24 protein-coding genes are annotated in these 26991 nt (G+C 44.6%); 6 read left to right on the plus strand and 18 right to left on the minus strand.

What is annotated here, in order from left to right; all coding sequences use genetic code 11:
* Positions 1 to 17 precede the first annotated feature (17 nt).
* The 18 genes from rd to A3KS_RS0103920 form a co-directional block, all read right to left on the minus strand.
* Positions 18 to 176, minus strand: a complete 159-nt coding sequence (gene rd, locus A3KS_RS0103835; protein WP_026393796.1) for a rubredoxin — start codon at positions 174 to 176, stop codon at positions 18 to 20.
* Positions 177 to 297: 121 nt separating this feature from the next.
* Positions 298 to 1218 (minus strand): ROK family protein, encoded by a 921-nt coding sequence (locus A3KS_RS0103840; protein WP_026393797.1) that lies wholly within the window; start codon positions 1216 to 1218, stop codon positions 298 to 300.
* A gap of 17 nt (positions 1219 to 1235) precedes the next feature.
* Entirely contained in the window at positions 1236 to 1859 is a 624-nt protein-coding gene (locus A3KS_RS0103845; protein ID WP_169727690.1) for a Yip1 family protein, read from the minus strand.
* A gap of 134 nt (positions 1860 to 1993) precedes the next feature.
* Positions 1994 to 3289, minus strand: a complete 1296-nt coding sequence (locus A3KS_RS22290; protein ID WP_156913194.1) for an ABC transporter permease — start codon at positions 3287 to 3289, stop codon at positions 1994 to 1996.
* A gap of 12 nt (positions 3290 to 3301) precedes the next feature.
* Positions 3302 to 4177, minus strand: coding sequence for a COG1361 S-layer family protein (locus tag A3KS_RS0103855; protein ID WP_026393799.1), 876 nt, complete (start codon positions 4175 to 4177; stop codon positions 3302 to 3304).
* Positions 4178 to 4216: 39 nt separating this feature from the next.
* Positions 4217 to 4897 carry an ABC transporter ATP-binding protein gene (locus tag A3KS_RS0103860; RefSeq protein ID WP_026393800.1) on the minus strand — a complete coding sequence of 227 codons (681 nt, stop codon included), beginning with the start codon at positions 4895 to 4897 and terminating at the stop codon, positions 4217 to 4219.
* 78 nt (positions 4898 to 4975) lie between these two features.
* On the minus strand, positions 4976 to 5803 hold the full coding sequence (locus A3KS_RS0103865) for a hypothetical protein (RefSeq protein ID WP_026393801.1): 828 nt from the start codon (positions 5801 to 5803) through the stop codon (positions 4976 to 4978).
* Positions 5797 to 6492: an ABC transporter ATP-binding protein gene (locus tag A3KS_RS0103870; protein ID WP_026393802.1), complete on the minus strand. Its 696-nt coding sequence runs from the start codon at positions 6490 to 6492 to the stop codon at positions 5797 to 5799. The genes A3KS_RS0103865 and A3KS_RS0103870 overlap by 7 nt, the downstream gene beginning before the upstream one ends.
* Positions 6473 to 6862 (minus strand): GntR family transcriptional regulator, encoded by a 390-nt coding sequence (locus A3KS_RS0103875; RefSeq protein WP_026393803.1) that lies wholly within the window; start codon positions 6860 to 6862, stop codon positions 6473 to 6475. The genes A3KS_RS0103870 and A3KS_RS0103875 overlap by 20 nt, the downstream gene beginning before the upstream one ends.
* A 152-nt stretch (positions 6863 to 7014) precedes the next feature.
* A complete protein-coding gene (locus A3KS_RS22295) occupies positions 7015 to 9636 on the minus strand; it encodes a methyl-accepting chemotaxis protein (protein ID WP_051355638.1) in 2622 nt (873 codons plus the stop codon).
* A 188-nt stretch (positions 9637 to 9824) separates the two neighbouring features.
* Positions 9825 to 10730, minus strand: a complete 906-nt coding sequence (locus tag A3KS_RS0103885; protein WP_026393804.1) for a UbiA family prenyltransferase — start codon at positions 10728 to 10730, stop codon at positions 9825 to 9827.
* Positions 10731 to 10733: 3 nt separating this feature from the next.
* Positions 10734 to 11708: a polyprenyl synthetase family protein gene (locus A3KS_RS19935; protein WP_084504876.1), complete on the minus strand. Its 975-nt coding sequence runs from the start codon at positions 11706 to 11708 to the stop codon at positions 10734 to 10736.
* The gene (locus A3KS_RS0103895) at positions 11701 to 13629 is read right to left on the minus strand and encodes an NAD(P)/FAD-dependent oxidoreductase (protein ID WP_026393805.1); all 1929 of its coding nucleotides are present in this window, start codon (positions 13627 to 13629) and stop codon (positions 11701 to 11703) included. The genes A3KS_RS19935 and A3KS_RS0103895 overlap by 8 nt, the downstream gene beginning before the upstream one ends.
* 160 nt (positions 13630 to 13789) lie before the next feature.
* On the minus strand, positions 13790 to 14338 hold the full coding sequence (locus tag A3KS_RS0103900; RefSeq protein ID WP_026393806.1) for a hypothetical protein: 549 nt from the start codon (positions 14336 to 14338) through the stop codon (positions 13790 to 13792).
* Between the two features lie 105 nt (positions 14339 to 14443).
* The gene (locus A3KS_RS0103905; protein ID WP_035355206.1) at positions 14444 to 16024 is read right to left on the minus strand and encodes an ABC1 kinase family protein; all 1581 of its coding nucleotides are present in this window, start codon (positions 16022 to 16024) and stop codon (positions 14444 to 14446) included.
* Between the two features lie 37 nt (positions 16025 to 16061).
* The gene (locus A3KS_RS0103910) at positions 16062 to 16445 is read right to left on the minus strand and encodes a phasin family protein (RefSeq protein WP_026393808.1); all 384 of its coding nucleotides are present in this window, start codon (positions 16443 to 16445) and stop codon (positions 16062 to 16064) included.
* Between the two features lie 195 nt (positions 16446 to 16640).
* On the minus strand, positions 16641 to 17837 hold the full coding sequence (ilvA, locus tag A3KS_RS0103915; protein ID WP_026393809.1) for a threonine ammonia-lyase: 1197 nt from the start codon (positions 17835 to 17837) through the stop codon (positions 16641 to 16643).
* A gap of 52 nt (positions 17838 to 17889) precedes the next feature.
* Complete coding sequence (locus tag A3KS_RS0103920; RefSeq protein ID WP_026393810.1) at positions 17890 to 19545, minus strand: NAD(P)H-dependent oxidoreductase; 1656 nt, start codon at positions 19543 to 19545, stop codon at positions 17890 to 17892.
* 382 nt (positions 19546 to 19927) lie between these two features.
* Between A3KS_RS0103920 and A3KS_RS0103925 the strand changes: the two genes are divergently transcribed.
* The 6 genes from A3KS_RS0103925 to A3KS_RS0103950 all read left to right on the plus strand — a co-directional run bounded on the left by A3KS_RS0103925 (position 19928) and on the right by A3KS_RS0103950 (position 26986).
* Positions 19928 to 21229, plus strand: a complete 1302-nt coding sequence (locus tag A3KS_RS0103925) for a DUF362 domain-containing protein (protein ID WP_026393811.1) — start codon at positions 19928 to 19930, stop codon at positions 21227 to 21229.
* A 113-nt stretch (positions 21230 to 21342) separates the two neighbouring features.
* Positions 21343 to 23334 (plus strand): sigma-54-dependent Fis family transcriptional regulator, encoded by a 1992-nt coding sequence (locus A3KS_RS0103930; RefSeq protein ID WP_026393812.1) that lies wholly within the window; start codon positions 21343 to 21345, stop codon positions 23332 to 23334.
* Positions 23335 to 23336: 2 nt separating this feature from the next.
* Positions 23337 to 24032: a lipoyl(octanoyl) transferase LipB gene (lipB, locus tag A3KS_RS19940; RefSeq protein ID WP_035355184.1), complete on the plus strand. Its 696-nt coding sequence runs from the start codon at positions 23337 to 23339 to the stop codon at positions 24030 to 24032.
* Between the two features lie 76 nt (positions 24033 to 24108).
* The gene (locus A3KS_RS0103940; RefSeq protein ID WP_026393813.1) at positions 24109 to 24345 is read left to right on the plus strand and encodes a biotin/lipoyl-containing protein; all 237 of its coding nucleotides are present in this window, start codon (positions 24109 to 24111) and stop codon (positions 24343 to 24345) included.
* A 4-nt stretch (positions 24346 to 24349) separates the two neighbouring features.
* The gene (locus A3KS_RS0103945) at positions 24350 to 25093 is read left to right on the plus strand and encodes an SDR family NAD(P)-dependent oxidoreductase (RefSeq protein WP_026393814.1); all 744 of its coding nucleotides are present in this window, start codon (positions 24350 to 24352) and stop codon (positions 25091 to 25093) included.
* 33 nt (positions 25094 to 25126) lie between these two features.
* A complete protein-coding gene (locus A3KS_RS0103950; RefSeq protein WP_026393815.1) occupies positions 25127 to 26986 on the plus strand; it encodes a non-ribosomal peptide synthetase in 1860 nt (619 codons plus the stop codon).
* Positions 26987 to 26991: the final 5 nt, after the last annotated feature.

A 26991-nucleotide genomic window follows, 5' to 3' on the forward strand; every position in this document is an offset into this window, starting at 1 on the left:
AAATTTATTAACTTTGATCAAACTTCTGAAAATGAGCTTTTATCAACACCACATTCTGGACATACCCAATCTTCCGGAATATCCGCAAAAGCAGTTCCTGCTGCTACCCCGTTGTCTGGATCACCTAATTCCGGGTCATATACATAACCACAGATATCACATTCATATTTTTGCATTGTATTTCTCCTTTATTTATAGTATGACTTATTTCTATTATAATCATTCTAACCAGTATTACAATGTTTTTTTTTTATTATCCAATCATTTCATGATTTAAATCTCTGAAAAACGAACCCATTAAATAAAATGGCAAAGATTGGCCGCACCAATCATCCCCGCTTCATTTCTAAAAGTGGCCAGGACAATTTCGGGCATCGCAGTTGCGGGATAGGTTAGACGGCTTTTGGTCTCAGCTTTGACCCGCTCCAGCAAAAATTCTCCAGCACCGGATAAACCGCCACCAATGGTGAAAATTTCAGGATCAATCAGATCACTGATATTGGCAATCGCCCAGCCCAGATATCGGGCCAGCCGATTAACCGCGGCTAAGGCCAGTGAATCCCCGGCTTTAGCCGCCTCAAAAATACGTCTGGCATCAAAATTTTCAGCTGCTTTTAAATCTGATTCGACACCCTCAGCAAGCTGCTTACGACAGTAGCGGATCAGTGCTGTTGCTGAAGCAAAGGTCTCCAGACAACCGTTTTTTCCGCAGTTGCAGTTATAAAAATTTTCGGCCATGATCATATGGCCAATTTCTGAGGCCACCCCATGAGCACCCGAAATAACCCGATCATTGATGATCACGCCACCGCCCACCCCAGTGCCGAGGGTCAACATCACCGAGCTGCTCCGGCCCCGGGTGCTTCCGAAAGCGGCCTCCGCAATACAGGCAGCGGTAGCATCATTAACCAGCAGTACTTCAAGCGTCAGCAATCTTTCGAGATCCTGCTTTAATGCCCTGTTTTGCCAATTGAGGTTGGGACAGGAAACAACCGTTGTACCATCTCCCGAGAGGATTCCGGGAATACCGATGCCCACCGCTGTTTCTGCGGGCGATAGTTGCTGCAGTTCTTTAATTAATAAAACCAGATCGTCCAGCACCTGGGCATAACCCAATTGACTTTGGGTTCTTAACATCCGCTCTTCCTGAATGACGCCCAGCTGATCAACGATACCGCCTTTGATGGCAGTGCCGCCTAAATCGATGCCAATTCCCATCCTTGTCCTCCTATTTCCTAGCTGATCGCCGTGGTGGATAAGCCAGCCATGGAATTAAGGCTGATCAATGATACCCCCAGGCTGAGTCCGGCTGCCACCACTTCCAGTCCAATCACGGGAATAGCGGTTTTTTTGTAGCTCACTCCGTAGACAATGGCCAGACCAATAATGGTCAGGACAAGCTGCCAGATGTTGAAGACACTGAAGATCCCTCCCAGAAAGGCTACCCAATCCATTTCATAAACCTTGGTCATATCGATTGGTTTTTGAAAGAAAATATTGAGGATGTTCTGAAAGATTTTAGGAAAATAACTAAGCCCTACCACGTATACGGCGGTTTTAAAGGAACCTTCGCCCCCCATTTTCTTTAACACCAGGTTAAAGATGGCGGCCTTCACCACCATGGCAACCGCCACACTGATGATTCCGGAGATAATCCCGGTGACAATACTGATGGTTTTAACCATACCCATCTGGTCAGCGGGAAGATCCATGCTGCCCACCACGTTTCCGGCAATGACACCGGTTAAGCACCCAATAATGGCAATAATCAAAATCGGGATTAACAGCGATACTTTTTCTTTTTCTGCAACCTGCTTAAAAAATTTAACAGGATTAATTAATAGGTATAAATAGCTCATCCTTACTCCTTCGCGTTTTAATTTTTGGTACTGTTTCGGCAACTGATCATTCACACACTTAAAATCGCCTCCACTGTTATTGTTTTTCTCATTTGATTTTTTAATTAAATAACCGGATTTGTCACGCCGTTTCATTATTCACTGCGGATCGCATCCAATGAGCTGAGATTGGCAGCTTTGATGGCCGGACGAACCCCGGATAAAAGCCCCACCAAAGCCGAAAACACCAGCGCAAAAATTACCAGCCCCGGGGTAATAAAGGAAATCGTCACACCACCTTCGCCACCGATAAAAAAGCCGGCAACCAGGTTGATCAGAACCGAAAGCACCAGGCTGATGACAATCCCCACCAGACCACCGATCAGTCCAATCATCGTCGACTCAGCAATAAACATGTTCCTAATATCCGAAATCGAAGCCCCAATGACCTTCATGATCCCGATTTCCTTGGTGCGTTCATAAATAGACATGGTCATCGTATTGACAATGCCGATACAGGCAACCAGCAGGGCTACCCCGCCGATACCACCCAGCAGAATCTGCAGCATCTGGAACACCGAGCCCATGGAATCAAGAATCTGCTGCATTGAAAAGACCGTAAACTGCATCGCTTCAACTTCTGTAGTAACGGCATTAACCACTGAGGAATCCTCGACGGTCACCAATGCCTGGGTATAGCCCTGCTTCTTGACATTGGCTTTCCTGCCGGTCTGCCATTCGTTAAGCTCTGTCACCAGATTATAGTCGGCGATGATCGAATAATCCTCATTGCCGCCGGTAGCTTCCAGCACGCCGGTCACCTTCAGCTTCTGCGTCTTCATCTCTTCTTCGCCATTGGCATTAGTTCGTTTGATCGTCATGGTAATGTTCTGGCCAATCAGATCTTCCGGTTTCACCTCACTTTCGGTAAGCTGGGTTGAAGCACCGGTATAGGTTATGCTGGTTAAAACATCCTTGCCAAGGATGACACTGTTTTCATCATTGGCCCCGGGCTTTTTACCACTGGTCGTGACATACCGCATGTCTTCCAACACGGCATAGTCGACTCCCATCAGGGAAACCCCATACTGCTCGCGATCAACCTCAATTTCGCCACCATTGAGATTCACCACGGGAGTGACCGCTACAACCCCATCGATTTTTTTCAGATCTTTAATGGCATCATCATTAAGGATCGCTTTATCATCGGTTTTTCCACCACCCATGGAGGTCATGCCCATCGATGAAAGATCCTGATAGACCTGCAGGGTAGTCACTGAACCAATCCCGGACAGTTCATCCGTAATACTTTTCTGAGCCCCATTTCCGATTGAAACCATCACAATAATCGAGGAAGTTCCAATGACTACGCCGATGATGGTGAGAATGGTCCGAAATTTCATGCGCCAGAGATTCTCCCATGATAATCGCAGGAGTTCTTGCTTATTCACACCCGCACCTCGCTAAGCGCCAATGCCAAAGACGACTCTGAGAAATTTCTGGAAAAAGTTTTCTTCTCCGGACTCGGTAGATTGCGAAGTCGCTTCCTCAGACACAATGGTGATGGCTTTTTCAATCATGCGTTCGTTATTGAAACTGTCCATATATTTCACCGTTATTTTTCCCGGAAATTCACCAGTTTCTGGGGTGGTGACATCGGCTGAAAAATCATCGTTATCATCTTTTTCAAAGGTGCCGTAATACTGATAGTCTTTGGTGAAGTCAACCCCATCGGCGGACATACTAACCTGCACCCCACGCACCGGATTGGAACCAAAATTGGCTATTTCAAACTCAACGGGCGTCACGCCCTTGTCATTTTCGGTTAAGACAAAACGATCCGGAGCAATAATCGACATCGAATCACTTTCATTAATCACGATACCAACGGTTTCAGTAAAATTATAGACACTCCCGCCACTGGTTTCACAATTAATCTGGAGATTTAAGTTGTAATTTTTTGCCTCAGCATTAGGAGAAGTAACCATAGGAATTTCAATGGTCGCGCTTTCTGCTGAAGGAATCTCTTCCCGATAAAAATGGCTGCCGCTGCCGACCATCGAAAAGACCCCCAGATCGGTGGCGCCAGATTGAGATAAGACATCCAAAGTCACGTTATGGGCATCGTAGTCACCGTGATTGGTCAAGGTAACCACCATCTTGAATTCCTTACCGGGTGACACTGTTGCCGGATTGAAGGCGACTGAACTGATCTGCAGTAAAGGTTGTTCCGGTGCCGCCAGTGCGGTTGGTGTAAAACATAATAATAGCAGTATAACCACCAGGAGGACCGAAAGCAGGGATTTAGTCTTCATTTCGGTTTTTGTTCTTTCTTTCATAATTTCTCCATTTCTTTGAGTTTTGATTCTGATCAATGTTTATTGATTGACTTCGGATTCAATCAGGCCATCGCGCATATGAATAACCTTGGTACAATATTTGGTGGTATCTGGATCGTGGGTGACAATGACAAAGGTCTGATTCTCTTCCCGGTTGAGGCGATAGATCATTTCCATGATGTCCGCACTTGTTTTTGAATCCAGATTCCCAGTGGGCTCATCGGCGAGAATAATTTCCGGATGGTTCACCAGTGCCCTGGCAATGCTCACCCGTTGCTGCTGTCCTCCTGATAGTTCACTGGGCTTATGCCCCATCCGATCCACCAGTCCCACCACTTCCAGGGCTTCGATTGCCCGTTCTTTGCGGATTTCTTTTTTGACACCAGCAAAGGTCAGGGCCAGGGCGACATTTTCCATAGCGGTCATGGTTGATATTAAATTGTAGGACTGGAAAATAAAGCCAAGGTGCTCCCGTCTGAACAGACATAGTTCATTTTCCGTCATTTCGCTGATCCGATAATCCCGAATCATGATATCTCCGGAGGTGGGCGGAACTAACCCCCCCAGCACGTTCAAAAAGGTGGATTTGCCTGATCCCGAAGGACCAAGCAGGGCCACCATTTCCCCTTGTTCAATATCCAGATTGATGCCTTTGAGGATGTTGATATCTTCTTTCCCCAACTTGAAATCTTTGTGCAAATCTCTGACTTGAATAAAAATTTAGATCGACCCTCTTTCTTTTTTTTCTCTGATTTCAACCAATCAATTGCTGATTATTATAACACAAATCAACACAAATTATTCCAGATTTAGACGTTTTTTCATAATTGTATGAGTCACGTAATAGAAACCAATGCCCAGCACCACATTGAGTACCGTTGACCCATTAATAAGCCATTGAACGGTTGTCATGGCCTCACTGCCATTTAGCACCATGTTTTCCAGATTGCCGATGGCAAAAACCGCCATCGCAATCGACATAATAATCTGCATCGCAATGGTTATGACAATATAGGCACCAAAGGCTGCTACGATCCGGTGTTGATTGAAAAGCTGACCAATCGCAATGGAAACATAAATCATCAGGATCGAAGCAACGGTTTGAACCAGGATAAATAATATCATTTCAGCCATAAAGAGATTAAGCTCCATCCCCGTTTGCAGGTAAAACATCGAATAGGCCGAGCGGATCGTCTGCGACAATTCCATCATCGAAAAAGCACCCAGCGAAAAAATGAAAAAGGTCAGAACAATCATTACGGTGCAGACTGCCGACCAGATCATCCCCACCAGTAGTTTGGATAAAACCAGTTCCCAGGTTTTAACCGGCAGACTGAACATCAGATAGCCCTCATCGGTGAAGAGATTTTTATAAAAACGCTGAATGATCATCACCAGGGTCATCACGCAAATACCAACGATCAGCACAAAATAGAGGGTAAAACTGATCCCCAGAATAATTTCAGCAATATTGTTGTTATTTGACGCTGCCTCGGAAAAGAAATCCGGTGCGCCGATCGCCATCACCAATTTAGTAAAAATTGTTAAAATCAGCAGGGCACCGTAAAGGGGCAGAAAAATTCGACTGGTGGCCCTGGTTTCATGTTTGATCAGTTTTCCTAACATTTAAACACCTCCCTGAATAATCCATCCACCGACTTGTTATGAGTTTCCCGTATTTCATCGACACTGGAACTCAGCACCAGTTCACCCTGATTAATAAAAATAATGTCATCCAGAATCTGTTCAATATCAGCAATCAGATGGGTGGAAATAATGACTGATGCCTCTTCTTTGTAATTAGTGATAATGGTATTTAAAATATAATCCCGGGCCGCCGGATCTACCCCGCCAATGGGCTCATCAAGGAGATACAGCTGGGCTTGACGACTCATCACCAGAATTAGCTGGACCTTTTCTTTAGTTCCCTTGGACATGGTTTTCAGCCGATCATCAGGATTGATATTCAAATCCTTCAACATGTTTTCCGCTTTAATCCGATTGAAATCGGTATAAAAATCTTCAAAAAAGGCAATGATCTCACTGACCCGCATCCAGTCATTGAGATAGGTGCGCTCAGACAGATAGGAAACCTTCGCTTTAGTATCGACTCCCGGGGCATCACCATCGATGGTAATCTCCCCTGCTGTTGGCACCAGCAAACCGGCAGCCAACTTGATAAAGGTACTTTTGCCGCTGCCGTTGGGCCCCAGTAAGCCAATGATCCGGCCCCGGGGTATTTCCATATTGATGTTGGCTAGGGCTGTTTTTTTTCCATAGCTTTTAGTCAGATTCTTAGTGCTTAATATGGTCATCGTCTTTTTCCCCCTCCTCTATCTTTTCCATTAATACCAATATTTCATTTCGGCCCATGCCCAACTTTTTCATTTTTTCTAGAAATGCGCCAATTTCCTGGACTGCCAAGTTTTTTTTCGCTTCTTCTATCACTTTCAAATCCTCCGTAATAAATCTGCCGCTGGTTCTTTGTGCAAAAACGAGTTCCATTCTTTCCAGTTCTGCCAATGCTTTCTGCATGGTATTGGGATTCACTCCAGCATCCATTGCCATCTCTCTCACTGATTCAAGTTTATCGCCCGGTGCATATACACCGGAGATGATTCTGAGCTCTATCTGTTCCACCAACTGTTTATAGATGGGGCGATCGGAATCGATGTACCATTTCATCGCGGTCCTCCTTTGTATTATTGTATTACTTGATTAATACAATAATACTATTTCATTTAATTGTCAAGCGTTATTAATGAAATCACAAAAAAAAGAACCTCGAAAGGTTCCGTTTCATGGTAAACGACCGTACTGTCACCATTTTTGCCTAATTACACTGCGCGAATCTCAAAGGCACATACCATTTGTTTAAGTAGTTGCGCCTGTCCCGAAAGTTCTTCGCTGGCGGCAGCACTTTGTTCGGCTGTGGCCGAATTAGTCTGCACCACCATCGACACTTCTTCGATACCCCGGTTGATCTGAGCAATCGAAAGTGCCTGATCGTTAGATGCCACGGCTATGTCACCCACCAGAGCAGCCACCTTTTCGATCTCATCGAGAATTCCTTTGAGGCTGAGTGACGTTTGATTGGCGATCGCTGTGCCAGCTTCCACCTTTTCCAGCGATCCTGCAATCAGTTGGGTCGTCTCTTTTACTGCCTGACTGCTACGAATCGCCAAACTTCTGACTTCCTGCGCTACCACGGCAAAGCCTTTGCCGTGTTCCCCGGCTCTAGCCGCTTCCACAGCCGCATTTAAGGCCAGAATATTAGTCTGGAAAGCAATATCATCTATGACCTTGATAATCTGTGAGATCCCATTGGAGGCTTTACTGATCTCAGTCATGGCTTTCGTCATGGTTTCCATCTGAGCATTCCCAACTCTGGCATTTTCGCCGACTGCCACCGCCCGCTGATTGGCTTCGTCGGCTCTGATCGCATTTTGTCTGGTTTCATCGGCTACTTCTTCGATCGAGGCCGTCAGTTCCTGGATCGAGCTGGCTTGTTCGGTTGTTCCCTGGGCCAGCGCCTGGCCACTATCAGATATTTGGATAGCCCCCGACTCTACCTGAGCAGAAACCCCATCGATATCTGAAAGGGTCGTACTAAGCTGCCTATTAATATCATTTAATGACTTTTTAATGGCTGAAAAATCGCCTCTGAATTCTGAAGTAATATCCTGATTAAGATTCCCGCGTCCCATTTCCTCAAGCGTACCAGTAATTTCCCCCACATAGGCTTCCAGCGAAACAATGGTCTGGTTAAGATCTTCTTTTATTTTAGCGTGATCGCCTTTGTATTCCCCCATAACCTTAACATGAAGATTGCCCTGGGCTAATTCCTGAAGTACCTTTGATGCTTCCCTGATTGGTTCAATAACGGCATCCAGGGTATGATTAAAACCGTCAATGACTGTCGCATATTCACCGCTGAATTTGCTGCTGTTGCCGCGATGACTTAAATCCCCTTCCACCGCAATCTGGGCCATGGTTTCGGTTTCGGCCACCAACAGATAAATATTCTCCATCATCGCCACCAGAGTTGGCATCAGGCGATCATTTTCACTGCGTTTCCTCTCCTGTTGCAGGTTCGGCAAATCACTGAGATTGCCCTGACTGATATTTCCGGCAATCTTTGTAATCGTCAGGAGCAGTCTGCGAATACCATTAATGGATTCGGCAATTTCCGCGTAAATGCCCAGATAATCACCCTGAATCGACTGGCTAAAATCATTCTGATTCATCAGTCCCAAAACATGGTTTCCTTCTTTCAGCGCCGTCAAACCATCAATACAGGCATTAATACTGTTCTTAAAGGTTTCAAAATCACCATAGTAGGTGTCCTCAATTTTTTCCGGGATAATCCCGCAGCCGATCTGACTGACACACTCAGCCGCCGCATGCAATGGCACGACCAGGGCATCCAGGGTATGATTAAAGCCAACCAGAATTTCTCTGAAGCCGCCTTCAAAATCATCGGTGTTGCCGCGGATTTCCAATCGACCTTCAACGGCGGCTTGAGACAACAAAACGGATTCGGCAATCAGTCCGCGAATGGTTTCAATGGTCTGCTTTAACGCCGGCATTATTTCATCCTGATCATCCTTGGGTTCAATGTCTGCCGACACATTCCCGGCTGAAATCTGATGCATGGTTTCAATGACCACATGTTGCAGATCATCGGCAAAGTGATCCATTGCCACCGCCATTTCGCCAACTTCATCCTGGTAATCCATGTTTAATCGCATCCCCAGATGGCCCAAACTCATTTCTTTGATCATCTTATTGATTCTGGCAATGGGTTTGGTGATGGTTGAGGCAATCATAAAACCCAGCAACAGCGAGAGAATGAGTCCCACCACCAGTAAGACAATCATCATCATCGTTGATGATGCCGCAATGGCCTGATTACTTTTGCCGGTATCCTTAACAATTACCAGTTTCAACTCCATCATTTCCCGGTAATTAGTCTCTATTTGACTGTGAATCGCATCAAACTCGCTGCTTCTTGCTAAAACAGCCGCTTCGGCTGATTTCCCCTGATGAACCAAATCAACCATTTCGGTAACCATCACATCAAATTGATCTTTCAGCAAATAGGTCTCATCCGCAATTTTAATGGCTTCCGGGTCCATCAGGGTCGTTTGAAAGGTTTTAAGGTTGGAGTCAAAACGGGAATTCTTTTTAAGGATTTCCTTCTCAATGGCATCAATGTCTTCTGGCGTCGTTGCCAGGATTAAATCATCAATACTGCCGATAATGCCCTGAAAAGAGTCGACGATATTAACCAGTTCTCCCAACGGTTTAGCCATTTTCTCATAAAGATAAATATCTTGCTGACTGATTTTTTGAATACCCACCAACCCCATGGCTCCAATCCCTCCAGCTATGGCGGCAATGATCAGATATCCCAGAATTATTTTTCGGCCTATTTTTAAATTATAAAACCATTTCATTTACTTTTCTCCCCATCTGCTAACTGATTTATATCATTAAAGCTCATACAAACTAAATAACAGCGATTGAGATATAGGTTTCCCTATTATCTTCATCGCTGTTAAAGTCTAACATGCTCTGCAGTACCATATGTTAACGGCCTGGAAAGATTATATTAAGAGTCTGTTAATTTATCGTCATAATTATTTTAATTAAGGATCGTTCCGATTGTCAAAATAATAATTATCGGAACTAATGAGATCACCAGGTTTTGCACACTCAGTGGAAATGTCTTTGTCTTGGACTGCTGTTTTCTGAATTTTGAAATATTTTTATGAATAGGGATTAAACCCACAATTGCAATTAATCCATAAATTGGCACTAATCCAAGCATTACCATTATTATAGTGGCAGCAAACCCCAAGTAATAAAGCGCTGCAAAAATATTCAGGGCATTTTTTACACCAGTGTAATAAGGCAGGGTAAAGCGGTTTACTTTAACATCATCGTCAAGATCACAGATGTTATTTGCCAACATAATATTGGCAATCCCTGTGATCGCCGGGATTGTAACAACGCCCAATTTCAGTAGGTCCAGGATGTTAAATGACACTTGCAGAAGCCAGTTCGTAAAGGTAAAATAAATTAGACTAGCTTCAGGGGCATTAATAAAAACCACTAAGAAGGGAATAAACAAGCCCATAAATAATCCCGAGAATATTTCGCCTAACGGCATCCGGGAAATCGGTACTGGACCGAAGGTATAGAAAATCCCCACGCCAAAACAGAGGGCGCCCAATACTAGAACAATCACTCCGGTATAAAATACCAGGGCCAGCCCCAATAATATCGCCAGAATCAAAAGGAAATACAATATCTGCTTCGCAGTTCTTTTAGAAAATTCCAAAATCTTGCCATTTGCTTTCACATCGATGTAATTATTTAAGGCGGTTGTTGCCATATCAAAGCTCAGCATTGATGTGAAAAATAGCAGTGTATTGCGAATATCAACCTGTTTATAGGTATACAAAACATAAGTCAAGCCCAGTAAAAATGGCAACAAACTGGCTATTTTTGTCCGAATTTCGACATAATTTAAAAACCGTTGGATCATCCGTTAATTCTCAACTTTCCAAATTCGCCCCAAAATCTTACCCATTAATTGTCGCTGATGCTTATTCGGCAGGGTATTGATCATTTTTTTTGTCTTGCGATAATATTTTTCGGCCACATCATGGGCCATTGAAACGCCACCAACATCGACCACCTCAGCAATGATTTCGTTAATCTCTGCCACACTCAATTGTTGCTGTCGGATTCGCTGTTTGAGTTCCGGTTTTTTCAGAAAAGCAAAAATTAACGGCAAGGTGATGACTTCTTCGGCCAGGTCATGCTTAACCGATTTTTTAGTTTCCACTACATCAGCTTCATAATCTGCACAATCATCGAGGATCTGAAAAGCCAAACCCATATTGTGACCAATCCGCCCCATAAAACGGGCTTCTTTATCACTGCTTCCATTGATGATGGCCCCGGAATACATCGCCAGCGCAAAGAGTGCCGACGTTTTACCAGCAATTATTTTCAGGTAATTTAAAACACTTAGATCGGTGTCTGAGTTATGTTTAAATTGACGCAGTTCGCCTAAACATATTTTTGTCATGGCCTGGGTAAATTCTTTCAGCTTTTCGGGATAGTGATTGGAAATCTCAGCCACCATGGCAATCGCAATGCAGAAGAGGTAATCACCACAGATTACCGCTTCTTTTTTGCCAAACTTTTTTTGCAGACTGGCTTGTCCCCGACGGATATCAGCCTCATCAATGATGTCATCGTGAACCAGGGTGGCAAGGTGCAGAATTTCCACTGCTGCTCCGGCAATAACAGCATCCTGTCGGACAAGCCCTTCTTCATCCATTGCCGACCCCAACAATAACATCGCTCTCAAATTTTTTCCAGTTCCCAATGTCAGGTGTTGCATCATCGCCTGGATTAATTCATCAGTATCCAACAAGGTCTCATCGATCAATCGTCTAACTGCTTCAAGAGCAGATTGGTGGTCCAGTCGTGGTGATAATTCACTCTTAATCATGATAAATATATAGTTTTCGGACGATTTTGATATTCTTATAGTGCTCTTTTAACCAGGGTATTGCATAGTAATCAAGTCCGAATACGCTCCCTCCGCCAAAAATAACTGCCACTGCCGCAAAAATCATCCACCATGTACTCAGATAAAGCCCGGTAGTTGTCACAAACATCCCCTGGAGAACGATTGAATATAGGGCGGAAATGGTGGTGAACAGACCTAGAATCAACAAGACTCCGACAAGTATTTCAGAATAGACGATCACCGACTGAAAAAACACTTCTGAGCTCCCACTACTAAGAATCACAGTGTTGGTAAACCAATCCATAAGACCCATTTGTAATTTAATGGCAATATCCGATGTCTGAATTACAATAATTTTAAACAACCCTAAGATATTCCAATTGATGAGCAGATTTCCGGCCGCTTCAGCACCCGCTCCGGCTGCAGTAGCACTTGATACCGCATCGCCGCCACCAGTACCAGCCTGGAGAATCGAGTAATACAAATCATTTGCGCCTTTAAAAAACGGTGTCAGCATCGGCTTTTGGAGCCAACCTTCATTGACTTTCTTGATTCCCTCATAGACCCAGAAGGCGCCCAGAAAAACCCGTAGGGGCACCAATAAGAAACTGGGGGTTCGATTTGAAAAATGGCCGCCAACGAAACTCCGGCAATTTCGGATCGTAAAAAACTCATGTCGCATATAACTAAAGACCTTATTCCATCCCAAAATTTGGATAAAGTAAATAATATTAATAAAATGTTTTACAAACTGAGAGAGAAACGAAGGTAAGGCAAATTTCTTTTTGTCGGTGCCGACATAAGAAATCCCATAACGCCCGCCGATACTAACCATTACCCCATGGAACTTGGGCGCATATTTCTCCATTTTTCCAGTTCCGGTAATGACACTGGTTAGATTATGGGCGACAGTAGCTGCGGATTGTTCACAGTTTTCGACCATTTGTGGTACTGGCGTTGATTCACCCTCAGGAATATAGAAAATATTATCCCCGGCGATAAAAACATCATCTTTTCCTTCCGCTCTGAGAAATTCATCGGTTTTAATGCGGCCACGACCAACCTGGGTAAGTTGAACGGCCTGGTTGGCAATATCTGAACTCTCAATGCCAGCCGCCCAGACAACCGTGTTGGTAGGCAGTTCCTGATGCTGATCAGCCTGTTTGAGGCCAATGAAGTCGGCGCCAATACAATCAACAGCTGTTTTTAACCTTACTTCCACGCCCATTTTTTCCAATCGTCTTTTTGCTTTTTCTGAAAGTTCCTCTGACAAATTAGGGACGACTCTGTCCATCATATCAACCAGCGTAATTTTTACCATCTCGCGCTCAATTTCAAATTGCTTGCAGAGTATCGGTACCCATTCCGCCAGTTCTCCGGCCATTTCGACGCCGGTAAACCCGGCCCCTAAAACATAGAAGCTTAGTAATTTCTGTTTTGCTGCTTGATCCGTTTCCTGCAAAGCTCTGGTGAACATTTCAAAAATATGTCCCTTCAGCTTGATTGCATCTTCATAAGACCAAAGTTTATAAGTATAGTCTTCCGCACCACAAATACCAAAAAACGACGGCTGTGAACCCGAAGCCATTACCAGATAGTCGTAGCTATAGCTGGATTTTTTTCCCGTTAATTGTTTTTTTTCATAATCAATCGCAGTGATCGTGTCCACTTCCACATCAACATTTCGACCTTCAAAAATACGTTTGATACTGATTCGGATACTATCTTCTTCAACGCGATTTGCGGCTACCTCGTGCAGCTCCGTGAGCATGGTATGATAGCTTTCTTTGTTGATTAAGGTAATTTTAACATCCGTCTGACTTTTCAAACGTTTGGCAAGCTTCTTTGCAATCAGAATACCCGAATATCCGGCACCTAATATAATAATATTCTTTTCCATAATGCACCTCCGGATTTTAACTTTTTATTTCACAACTTTTTTTCACTATTCTCATCATTTACTTTTTGCCTAAATAAATAAAAGCCTCTAAATTGATGTATTTCACACTTCAATTTAGAGGCTCCCAAAATTTTTATTGTGAAATGTCAAACAATTACTTCTATTGCTTTAATTCCTGAACGCCAGTAACTGAACTTGTTGCATCCATTTTAAAGGTAGCCTGGGCTTCGGGATTTGTAAAATACAAATTCCCTTCGATTTTTTGATCTTTAAGCTGGAAATCTGTGGCGGTTACGTAAACATCGCCGACAAAAGTTCCATGCTCAATGCTGGCTTTGGGACTATTAATGGTGATCTTTGGTGCCGTCAGGGTGAATCTGGCCGTGACATTTCGGGCTTCATCCTGAGTATAGAGGCCAATCTTTCGCTGAACAATGTCATTTCCGGCGTCATCTTTCTTACCATTGACAAACTCACCATCCAGAACCAGGTCGGAATCAATTTTTAAATCACCAAGGGTGGCAATGATCCAGGTACCATCCTTACTGATGGCTTTAATAAAAGCATCTTCAGTATTGACAAGTGAAGCCGTGGTGACAACATCTGTTGTCTCTGCATCTTTTTTGTCTGTGGTTGCCGGTGCTTGCGTACAACCAGAAATCAGTATAGCTAGTATCAGCAGCATTCCCAAAATTACATTTCTTTTCATTTCTTTCTCCTTTTCATAGAAAATATTTTAGCTTAAACGAAGCTTACTATAATTATACCCAAAAGAAATCATTCTAATCTAAAACAATTAAAAAATTATCTCAAGCTAACGTTTCCTTTTCTTACGGTGAATGGAAATCATCAATCCCAGACTTAAAATAATTGCAGTGAAATAGCCCAGCGCCCCCAAAGCCGGGATTCCCATGAACAGCGGTGTCATATCAGTGGTGGCAATGAAACTGGAGCTGATCAGAAGTGCGGCTAGAATGATGCAGATCACAATCTTATTGACCATCTGATCGATTTCGGCCAGGGGTTCGTCCGATCCCATTACTTCCAGGTTAACTTTCAATTGCCCTTTATTGGCCAGACTTAAAAAATCAGAAATCTGCCCCGGTACACTAATAGCTTTTTCACCGGAGATTAGTATTTTCCGTCGATTGGTTTCCATAAAATTATTCAGATCAAAATTGGCGACTTGCTGACCGGCCATATGGTTGGCCATGATCCGGACAAAATTGGCATCGGGAGATATTTCTGCGATCACCCCTTCAATGGTGATCATACCGCGGCTGAGCATACTGATGCCCCGGGGCATACCAATGTGATTTTCGGCAGCAATCCGCAAGATTTCTTCCAGGAATCGTCCCATATTAATGTTACTGAGTTCTTCGGTGCCATAAACATCCAGCATCCGATCAATCGCTTCATATAAAAGTGAATGGTTGATGCGCTTGCCCTTGTGGACCCCCAGGGAAAGAATCGCACCTTCCAGGCTTTCCACATCCCGGGTAGCCACGGCCTTGACACTTCGCCTTAACAGTCCCATCTCCCGTTTGGACAGTTTTCCCATCATTCCCAGATCAATCCAAACAATTTGGCCATCCCGGATAAACATGTTTCCCGGATGAGGGTCGGCATGGAAAAAACCATCATCAATGATCTGTTTGACATAGTTTTCGGCCAGCTTGACACCAATTTCCTGGAGATCATAGCCGGCCTCCTGCAATGCTTTCTTCTCATCAATTTCAATACCGACAATGTCTTCCATAACCAGAACCTTGGCGGTGGTAAACTGATTGTAAATTCGGGGACAGCCAATGTATTTGATTTCGGCATTGAGTTCATTAAATAACTGGGCATTTTTGGCCTCGAAGAGAAAGTCCATTTCCTGCTGGGCGGTGCTCCACATTTCATCAACGATCATTTTAAAATCCACCACGTCGCCAATACCACTGGCAATATTGAGAATCCCGGTGGCCCGGTTCAAGAGTACGACATCCTGGGCCATGACCTTGTAGATCCCCGGACGCTGGACTTTAATCACAACCTTAGCGCCATCAAGCAAATTGGCGGCGTGCACCTGCGCGATGGAAGCTGAACCCAGTGGCTCTTGATTAATTGTGCGAAACACTTCGTTGACTGGGCATTCATACTCCTCTTCAATAATTCGGATGAACTCATCAAAGGGCATGGGCGTCACCTGAGACCGCAGTTTTTCCAGTTCAATACAGTAGTCACTGGGAAAGATATCCCGACGCATCGACATAATCTGACCGATTTTAATAAAGGTCGGCCCCAGGTCTTCGATAATAAGTCGAAGTTTTTCTGGGGTCAACCCTTTGGTAATTTCGTGTTTTACCAGTATGGACACAATTTTTTTCAGCCGTTTTCCATTTGTATCCATTGGACTTTTTGGTATATCTTTTACTCTTATGCCAGAATCACTTAAGTTCATCGATTTCCTTTTCACTGACATTTTCTTCCAAGTCGGAAACCTCGACAATCTCTTTTTCCGCAGTCATCGCATCCAACTTATCCTTAATCTTTTGAATTTCATCCGGGGTCATCTTATCAAGCCCCGCCACCACAGTGTCAGCAGAAGGTGGTGTTTCAGATTTAACCACATTGACCGTCACCGTATCTTTGATGGTTTCTTTGATATTATGTTTTAATTCTTCGTTGAGAATTTTCCCCTGTTGAACAGTGAGGTCACCTTTTTCCACCAGTTCATCAATGAGAACCTTTGATTTCTCGGCTGTAACAGCCACCGCTCCGACACCAAACAGAAATATCTTTTTTAAATCTTCACTAATATTGGTTAACATTTTTCTCCTCCTGTTTTAAACATATAAACAATTTTTTATTGCTACGCTCCGATTAGATTTATCTCAGTGTGCTCTTTTTCAAAAGATTCCCGATTGATTCAAAAGCACACCACGATAAACAGATGTTAAACACTTATCGGTTGAATTATACCCCTTTTTTCTATAATCAATCAATAGTAGCACACAATTTTCATTTTAATTCTGTAATTTAAATCCGCCCTGGACCAGGCCTTCCCTAATTTCGCGAATGTGTTCATAATTTCTTGTTTCCAGCTCAATTCGCAGAAAACAACCATTGATATCAGAGCCTTCATTGCTCCGTTCATGGTGGATCGAGATGACATTCCCACCCAGATCGGCAATAATCTGAGACACCTTCTTCAACTGCCCCGGCTTATCCAGCAGCTCAATATTAAAGGAACAAGTCCGGCCAGAGGTTAACAGACCGCGTTTGATGATCCGGGATAAGATCGTCACATCAATATTACCACCGGATACGATGCAAACCGTCTTTTTACCTTTAATCGGTAATTTGCCAAACATCGCAGCCGCCACCGCCACCGCCCCAGCCCCTTCAGCAATGAGTTTTTGCTGTTCAATCAAAGTCAGGATAGCAGTGGATATTTCGTCTTCGGTGACGGCGACGATCTCATCGACAAAATCACTGCACAGGCTGAAGGTCAGCTCTCCTGGCTCTTTCACGGCAATTCCATCGGCAATGGTTGATACTTGAGGCAATCGGCAGATTTTTTTCTCCAGAATAGACTGTTGCATACTGGGTGCGCCACAGGCCTGGACCCCATAAACTTTCACATCGGGTTTTAAGGACTTGAGCACATAGGCAATGCCCGAAATCAGCCCGCCACCGCCAATCGGAACGATCACTGCATCCAGATCCGGCAGACTTTCAAGCAGTTCCAGGCCAATGGTGCCCTGACCGGCGATGACAAACTCATCGTCGAAGGGATGGATAAAGGTATAACCTTTCTCGGCCTGAAGCGCCAATGCTTTTGCATAGGCCTCGTCATAGCCGCCTTCAACCAGACAGACCTCGGCACCATAGGCTTTGGTCGCTTCCACTTTGGAGATCGGGGCTCCGTCTGGCAAGCAGATTAGGGCTTTGATATGGTTAATCGCCGCGGCCATGGCCACCCCCTGGGCATGATTACCAGCTGAGCAGGCAATCACCCCCTTCGCTTTTTCAGCTTCACTGAGCTGAGAAATCTTATAACAGGCCCCCCGGACCTTAAAAGATCCGGTTATCTGCAAATTTTCTGTTTTTAAATAAATATCGCTGTCCAGACATATTTTAGGGGCATGGATCAAATCCGTAGGCCGAATATATTTTTTCAGTGTAAATGATGCGTGGTATATTTTATCCAGTGTTAACATTTTAGCTCCTATTTTGAATCCATGGTGTCACAACAAAAATTTTCTGAAGTTCCTATTTCGGTTTAGCCATCTCGCTGGGATGCCATTTTAAAAACCAGAGTGAAAACACAAAGGTCGGTATGCTCAATATGATCGGCAGTATTGCCGCAAAATTGATCAGTAACGTCGTATTAAGCCATAAAGTCAGTCCCGCCTGAGCCAGAAAGACCAGTGACCAGACATAACATAACAATCGATTGGTCCTCAAGAACAAAACGTTTTTCAGGGCATTACGACCATTGAAATAGTGGGTGTAGTCGGCTGTCAGAGGAATCGTTTTTAAGGTGGAGATCGCCCAGATTAAGGCCAGGGCAAAATACCCGATGATCGCAAAGGTGTTTCCCGGATAATCCGATCCAAAGGTCACCACCATTAAACCGAGCAACGAAAAAGTCAACAGCGTCGCTCGTTCAAAATAAACCAGATCGGTACCGCGCTTGATGCCGCACAAGATGCCACTGATCATCAACGGGATCACTACCCCAATCAGAGGACTGTAATCGGCAAATAAAAAACAGAAAATCCAGGGACACAAGGCCAGAAAAAACCAATAAGGAGTATTTTTAAAACTGATTGGTACCAGTCTTTTTTTCTTATCCGGATTCAGATTAACCGGACCAAATAGGCCATCCAAAAAGGCGTTGAACAACCGCATATCGCCAACAACAGAATATTTTTTCTCCAGCAACGATTGGGCGGCGTCAATTTTCCCTTCCAGAATCCGCTCCAGAGTGGTGAGATTGATATTGATGGTCGCTGTTTCTCTGGCAAAATCATTACGCAGCAGCGTGCAGGTTTCATCCTTGATCACAAACTGATAGCGTTCTTTAATATCAGTGAAATCAATTTGCAGAACCGCATTCATTTTAGGCCGCACCTTAGGGTTGAAGGCCGCCTGAACTTCTTTCATGTAATTCCAGGCAATCAGCCCACCGTCGGAATCCTTCATCCGGGTATCATCGACTCCCCAGCTCAGGTTTGTCGTCTGGAGATAGGTTGGCGTTTCAACGAATGGTTTAGACAGCCCTTCCCGGACTTTTGGCGTAATGCTCAGGTTTTCACCATATTCCTGGCCAGCAATTTTAACCAAATCCAGATATGGACCAGTCAGGTTATCCAGCTGATGAATACCCAGAAGCTCACCTTCGACACAGATGATCTTTTCCCACTTATCTTTTCCGAAGAGATTATTAAACTGTTCTTCGACTCCTTCATAATTGTTTTTTGTTGACGGAAAGCCACAGGTGCTGATCAGTACATGCTTTTTTGTCAGCATTTTTTCAGGATTCCGGAACGGATGTCCGTAGGTTCCCCCGCCTTCATTGTCAATAAATGGCAATAGCGCCGGTTGGGTTCGTTCCATGAATTTTTTCATGGCGCTTGAGATCCCATAATGATAGAGCGGAGTAGCCCAGATGACGATATCAGCATCTTCATATTGATGGAAGAGTTCTGTCATGTCATCCTGAAAAACACATTCCCCTGGTGTGGTGGTCCAGCAGGTATGGCACCCCGTACATGCGTTAATATTCTTCTGGATTAAATCAACAGTTTCAATCACGGTTTCCGGATCATGCTCAACCAGACCTGATGCAAATTGCTCGGCTATGATCATGGTATAACTTTTACCAGATTTATGACTACCGTTTAATAATAAAACTTTACGCATATTATCCTCACTTTCTTTATTTTAAACAAACTACTAAAGTATTATGAACCAAATGCTAAACTTTCGCATCGGTAGTTTTTTCTATCTTATATATAATACCTCATCTCATAAGATTATAACAAAAAACATTCTCATCGAATACCACTAATTTGAAACTCAGTTTACCAAAGTTTTTTAGATTAAGGCTTAAATCATGTGTCACGTGTTATAATGACACACCATCTTGTCTCATTTTGACACATGACACACTTAATAATACCTCAAGAATCTCAATTTTGGGTTTTTCAGGGATATATTGTTTTGGCATGATTATTGCGGGTATATAACTGTACGTCCATGCTTATGGACAAATATATGGTGACTATACCAAAAGGAGATTATCATGAGTAAAACAAAAGTATCTGTTGTAAAGGTTGCACAACCAGAAGGCAATGCCTCATTCATGGGCGGCAAATATGTTCGTATCGAAGAAGATGTTAGAAAAATTGAAGCCGCAGTTGCCGAAGCAGTTGAATTAGCAATTGGTTCCCTTGATACCATCATCAAAGAAGGCGATACCGTCTTAATTAAACCAAACCTTGCTTTCCAGGCACCGCCAGAAAGCCACGCCGTCGTTGATCCACGAACCATTGAAGCTGTTGTTTCTTATGTTAAGAAAAACTCCAAAGCCGGAAAAGTAGTCGTTGGTGATAATCCATCATTAGGGATGCATGTTGGCCGGGCCAAACCTGCCTTCAAAGATTCCAAAATGGAAGAAGCAGCCAAACTTGGCGGTGCTGATGAAGTTATCTATTTTGACGAACATGACGTTGTTGCGGTAGAAATTGAAGGGGCCAAATTATTTAAACATGCCACCGTCTTTAAACCGTTCATGGATGCTGACGTTGTCATCAACTTACCAAAAATGAAAGTGCATTTAGCTGGAACCGTTACCTTAGGTCTTAAAAACTGGAATGGGATCATCCCCAACTGTCATCCCAACGATCAGCAACAGGGTGCTCACCGAATTGAATTGGGCCAGAAAATGGCTGATATGTATAGAATCCGTCATGCTGACCTGACCATTGTCGACTCCGTTATTGGGATGGAAGGCCAGGGACCTCACGCCGGTTCGCCCATTGAAATGAACTTGATGATCGCAGGAACTGATACTGTTGCTGTTGACTCGGTTGCCTGTTCCATTATGGGCTTTGAACCGATGGAAATTCCCGCCATCCGCTGTGCCGGAACCGAAGGCCAGGGCGAAATCGATTTAGCAAAAATCGATGTTGTCGGTAATTCCATTGAATCCGTTATGAAACACTTCAAACGTCCCGGTGGCGACCCGATCGGTATGTATGCCGGTTTAACCTGTGTGATGCAGCAAACCTGTCCCGGCTGTTTTGTTAATGTTCGTGGGGCTCTCGATTCATTTGCTTTAAGTGGCATCGACATGAACAAATTCCTGGAAAAATCTGGTGAAGTTGTCGTTATCGCTGGAGGTGTACCAGATTTCGATCCGCAAATCTGTGTTGACAAAAACGTCTTTATTTGCGGCGATTGCTGGGAGCTCTTCCCATCTGTGGATAAGGTAAAAGAAGGGGCGGCACTGGCCAAATCAGTGACTTACTACCCCGGCTGTGCACCCGTTTATATTTTCGCCCAACTCAACGCGGATCTGCAGAAATTGGCTGCTGGTAAATAGATTTTCCATCCGGCATCAGGGGTTACTCCCCCTGATGCCGATTAATTATCTTTTTAGCAACAGCAATCAGCTTCTGAAAAATCAACTCTAAAAGGAGCGTGAACGCTTTGAAAATGTCTGCTGACTTTGATTTAATCAAAAGAACCTGGGAAGATTTTGTATTTTCCGGAAATATTGGCACGCATGTCCGCAAACCGATCATTGATTCCTGGCTGCGTTGTCAGAAAGCTGGCCTTGATCCCCGGGCTTTGAATCGAACGCCAACCGTCAGTGAAGAAAATTTTCGTAAACGTCTGGAACAAAATCAGATTCTTCTGGACGTCAGCATTCCCTTTATGGTTGAGTTACAGGAATTTGTGAACAAATCTGGTTTTTCAACCACCCTGACCGATCCCAATGGGGTTATTCTGGAACTGATTTGTGATCAGGCCATACTCAAAGAAGCCTTCACCAAAAATCTGGTCAGGGGCAGTATCTGGAATGAACACATGGCCGGAACCAATGCCACCGGTTTAGCCATCGATCTCCTTCAGCCGATTCAGGTTATTGGAGCTGAGCACTACTATGAATGTTATCACGAACTGACCTGTTCTGCCGCACCTATTCTTGATGCCAACGGCAAACTGCTGGGTGTCATGGATATGGCCGGACCTAAAGAAATGGCCTATCCTCACACGCTGGGAATGGTAGTTGCCGCCACTAAAGCAATCTCCCGACAATTATGTATTGCCGAATCCCATCGTCAGGTTGATTTAACCAATCACTATCTGAGCACGGTGATCGACTCCATGACCGATGGCGTGGTCGCGGTGGATGTCAAGGGCAAAATCATCGGCATTAACTCTCAGGGGGCCAAGATTTTGAAAACCACTACCTTTGAGTCTTATGGAAAGAACATTCTGGAAATTATGGATGGCGAAACGATCCTGGATCATAACGGTAATGTTCCGCCTTCACTTGAAGAAAAAGATAAGCATATTATTACTAAAAGCAAAAAAATTAATTGCCTTATTAACAGTAAGTTGATCCTTCATGACAATGGTACCATTGCTGGTGCCGTAGCCACCCTGAAAGATCTGGATAAAACCATTCAGGTTTCCGATAAGGCCAAACGAAAAGGGACCCGCTTTACCTTTGACGACATCATTGGCGAAAGCTCAGATCTGCTGCGGTCACTCCATCTTTCTCAAATTGCTGCTAAGGGCAGTGCTACTGTTCTTTTAGAAGGCGAAAGTGGAACTGGTAAAGAGATGTTTGCCCAGGCGATACACAACGCTTATCAATCCGATCAACCATTTATTGCCATTAATTGTGCCGGGATTCCTGAAAGTCTGATTGAAAGTGTGCTTTTTGGCTACGAAGAAGGGTCTTTCACCGGCGCCAGCAAACACGGGAAAATCGGAAAATTTGAACTGGCCAGGGGCGGCACCATTTTTCTCGATGAAATCGGTGAAATGCCCATCAACACCCAAACCATTCTGCTGCGGGTCTTACAGGAACGATACATTCAACGCATTGGCGGAGATAAGGATATTCCCATCGACGTGCGGGTGATTGCGGCCACTAATAAAAATCTTGCCGAAGAAGTAAAAAAGGGGCGGTTTCGACAAGATCTTTACTATCGACTAAATGTTTTGCAGATCAATATCCCACCGCTACGAAAACGAAAGAAGGACATTCCGATTCTGGCTGAGTTTTTTCTCAATGACATTACCCAGGCCTGCGGCAAATACATTGAACCGCTCCACCCCTCCACCATCGCAATCATGCAGGAATATGAATGGCCGGGCAATGTCCGACAGTTTAAGAATGCCATCGAACAGGCGGTCAACTTCACAGAAACCAATCGTATTGATAACTATTTTATTTCCAGTTATCTGCCCAATCTCAATGCCGAACTGACCCCGAAAGAAGAGCCCCCACCACTGCCCAAAATTATGGAGACAAAAACGGAGCAACCCAATGTGGATTTAAAAGACTTGGAACTCACCACCATCAGAAAAGCCCTGGCGCTTTTTTCCGAACGCAAGAAAGCCGCTGAATACCTGGGTATTTCCCGAAGTACCCTGTACCGCAAAATGAAACAGTATCATCTGGAGGATTAAGCATGAAAAAGGACCTCACCTGGATTGACCTGGGACTGATTTCCTATGAAGATGCCTTTGTCATCCAGGAACAGCTCCACAAAAAATGTGTGGCGGAATCCTGGCCAGACACCCTGCTTTTTCAGGAAAATTTCCCCGTAATTACCCTGGGTCGGGGAACCCACGAAAAGAACCTGCTCCTGACCGCTGCTGAACTTCTGGAGCTGGGCATTGCCCTGACCGCGGTTAGCCGGGGTGGTGATATTTCCTATCATGGCAACGGTCAATTCATCGTTTCACCGATTCTGCACTTTGACCAGTATGTTAAGGGCGCTCACCAGTATGTAAGGTGCCTGGAGCAAGTGGTGATTAATCTGCTGGCCCATTATCAGCTAAAAGGCAAACGCATTAAAGGGCGCAGCGGTGTCTGGGTTACTGAACCCGGAACCGGTGAGGATAAAAAAATATCAGCTTTAGGCATCGCGGTATCCCATGGGGTTACCCTCCACGGCATGTCTATTAATGTTAACCCCAACCTCGAACATTTTAAGGCCATCATCCCGTGCGGAATTGAAGATAAGGGCGTAACATCCATGGAAGTCTGCGGATGCCCCCCCGTTACCCTGTCCGATCTTCGGGATCAGTTTATTCTGACCTTTGATGAGATGTTTGGCACCCAAACAACCAGAAGAACCATTTCCGAAATTGAAAGTCGTTAACGATCAACTACCCATCAAAATAGTTGGTTTGTTGTAAATACTGAAAAAATAAAACTAAAATTGAAGGAGAACCAAAATGAAATACGAAATAGCTATCCCCGAATTTGCTGAAGGCGCCGAAGAAATCAATTTAAGACAATGGCTTGTCGCTATCGGCGATACCGTTAAAAAAGGCGACAACATTGCCGAAGCCGCCACCGATAAAATTTCTATCTATATTGAATCACCAGCCGACGGCGTTCTTTCTGCCACGTTGGCCGCCGAAGATGACCGGGTTCTGGTCGGCCAAATCATCGGCGAAATTGAGGGCTAAGACGATGGCAGGTATTCATCAGGATAAGGTTATTATCATCACCGGGTCGTCCCGGGGTATTGGTTATTCATTTGCCGAATATCTCAGTAATGAAGGAGCCAATATCGTTATAATTGGTCGGAATATCGAAACCGCCAGAGCCGCTGCCGAAAAACTTCCCACCAAATGTATTGCCGTGCAATGCGATATATCTTCCGAAGATGATGCCATCAAAATGGTCGACATCGTTATGGAAACCTACGGCAAAATCGATGTTCTGATCAACAATGCCGGGATCTTCCCGGTAAAAACCTTCAGTGCCATGACCTTGGAAGACTGGAAAGCGGTGATCGATATCGATTTAACCGGAACCTTCATCGCCACCCATGCGGTTTACAAGGTCCTGGAAAAACAAAAACGTGGCAAGATTATTAATGTGGCTTCCATCGCCGGCCGGGTTGGCGGACTGGGGTTTACCCATTATTCAGCTGCTAAAGGTGGCGTTATTGCCTTTACTAAAGCTCTGGCCCGGGAAGCTGCCCGTCTCAACATTCAGGTTAATGCTATTGCACCGGGGGTTATTGAAACCGACATGGCTAATTCTAATTTCCCCAAATACGCCCTGACCGAGCACACCAAAAATACCCCGGCTGGCCGACTGGGAACTGAAGAAGACCTGCTGGGAATTATTTCCTTTCTTTGCTCATCGGGCAGTGATTATATCATCGGGCAGACCATTGCCATCGATGGTGGCTATACCATGATCTAATCTAAATCTGACAGAATTGTTGAGGAGACTTCCATGAATATACAAGACTCGTTTATCAAGCTCAAAAAAAGTGATGTGACCATCACTTATCTGGAGGCCGATGGCCAGGAGTTTACTCAGACCTACGCCACGCTTTTTGAAAATGCCATGAAAGTCCTCGGCGGTTACCAGTCTCATGGTCTTAAAAAAGGATCCCAACTGGTGTTTCAACTAAAAAGCATCCAGGCCCAGATCACCTGTTTCTGGGCGGGCATCCTGGGCGGCATGGTCCCCGCGATCCTGCCCCTGGCCCAAGATGAAAAATCCCGGGCCTACCTGCAAAGTGTGCTGAGCGCGCTGGACAATCCCATCATTATCAGTGATCTGGAAGGTGTAACCACCCTTTTCGAAAATAACCTGCTGATGTTTCGGACTTTGGCCGAATCATCCCCGGGAACCATCGCTTCTGTTAGCGACACTGACCCTGGGATGATTCAGTTTACCTCCGGCACCTCTTCGGATCCTAAAGGTGCTGTTCTGACTACCTGCAACCTCCTCGAAGGCGGCGTTGCCAGCAGTATCATCGTTCGGGAAAATGTTCAGGAACGCTATTTAAGCTGGCTGCCGCTATCTCATTGTTTTGGTTTTGTTGGTTATCATCTGGTTCCGATTGTCAACAACTTCCCCCAATATTTAATGAGTCCGCTACAGTTTGTCCAAAACCCCAACCGCTGGCTGGAAAAACTCTCGCAGTTTTCCGCCACCGTCACCGGAGCCGCCCTGTTTGGCATTGAACTATTGCTTAAGGTCGGCATTAAACAAAATCGGGCGGTGAATCTTGACACCGTTTATATCTGCTTTTGCGGTGGCGAAGATGTTAATCCCCTTTCCTTAACCGCTTTCGAGGAGCAGACAACCCCAATGGGTTGGGCCCGGGATACCTTAAAACCAGCCTATGGTCTTAGTGAAACCACCATGGGTGTCGCTTACACACCCTATGGTTCACCCTTCCGGATGGATTATTTTTTGGGCAGTGGGATTGCCATTGGCGAAAAACTATTCTTCTGCGATCCTGATGATGATACCATCGGTCGTATGTCAGTAGGTGTGCTAGATGAGTGTAACGAAGTCGTCATTAAAGATCTGGCTGGAAATATTCTGGAACCGGAATATTTGGGACTCATTCATATTCGCGGTACTAATGTCATGAAGGGTTATTTTTCTAAACACAAAAATGCTCCCACCGGAGTTGATCAAAACGGGTGGTTTAATACTGGCGATCTGGGCTTTTTCAGAAAGGGCTGGTTGAATATATTTGGCCGCTATAAAGATATTATTATCGTCAACGGTGAAAATTATCTGGTCTCGGATCTGGAAAAAACCGGCAAGCAGGTATTACCGGAAAATACCAACCTGATTGTTGTTCAGGTCAAAGACCGGAACACTCAGGACAACTGCCTGATTCTCTTCAGTGATTCTCAAAATCCGGAAACCTTAACCCTGGCCGGCCAGGCTATTTCTACCACCTGGCAGCTTCCCATCGCTTGGGGTGTGATCGTTGACGAAATTCCCAAGACTACCTCCGGTAAAATCAACCGGCTCGCTTTGGCTGTTGCCTGGGAAAACGGCGACTTCGGCGATTACGATCTGGCCATCCCGTTAGGCAGCATTTCTGAATCATCCCTGGATGGACCTTACAAAGAGATGGCTGATTACTGGTCTGCTATTCTAAAAATTTCGCCGGCAATGATTTCGTTGGACAGTCATTTCGTCTTTGATCTCGGCGGCGATTCGCTTGGACTGATCGATCTGATCCACCAACTGGAAAAGGCCTATGGGATAAAAATTAATCCCGATCAGCTCCGTTACCACCTGACCTTAACAGAAATGACCCATTTTATTCAAACACTATAACGCAA

Source organism: Acetobacterium malicum subsp. dehalogenans DSM 11527, assembly GCF_000472665.1.
Lineage (GTDB): Bacteria > Bacillota > Clostridia > Eubacteriales > Eubacteriaceae > Acetobacterium > Acetobacterium malicum.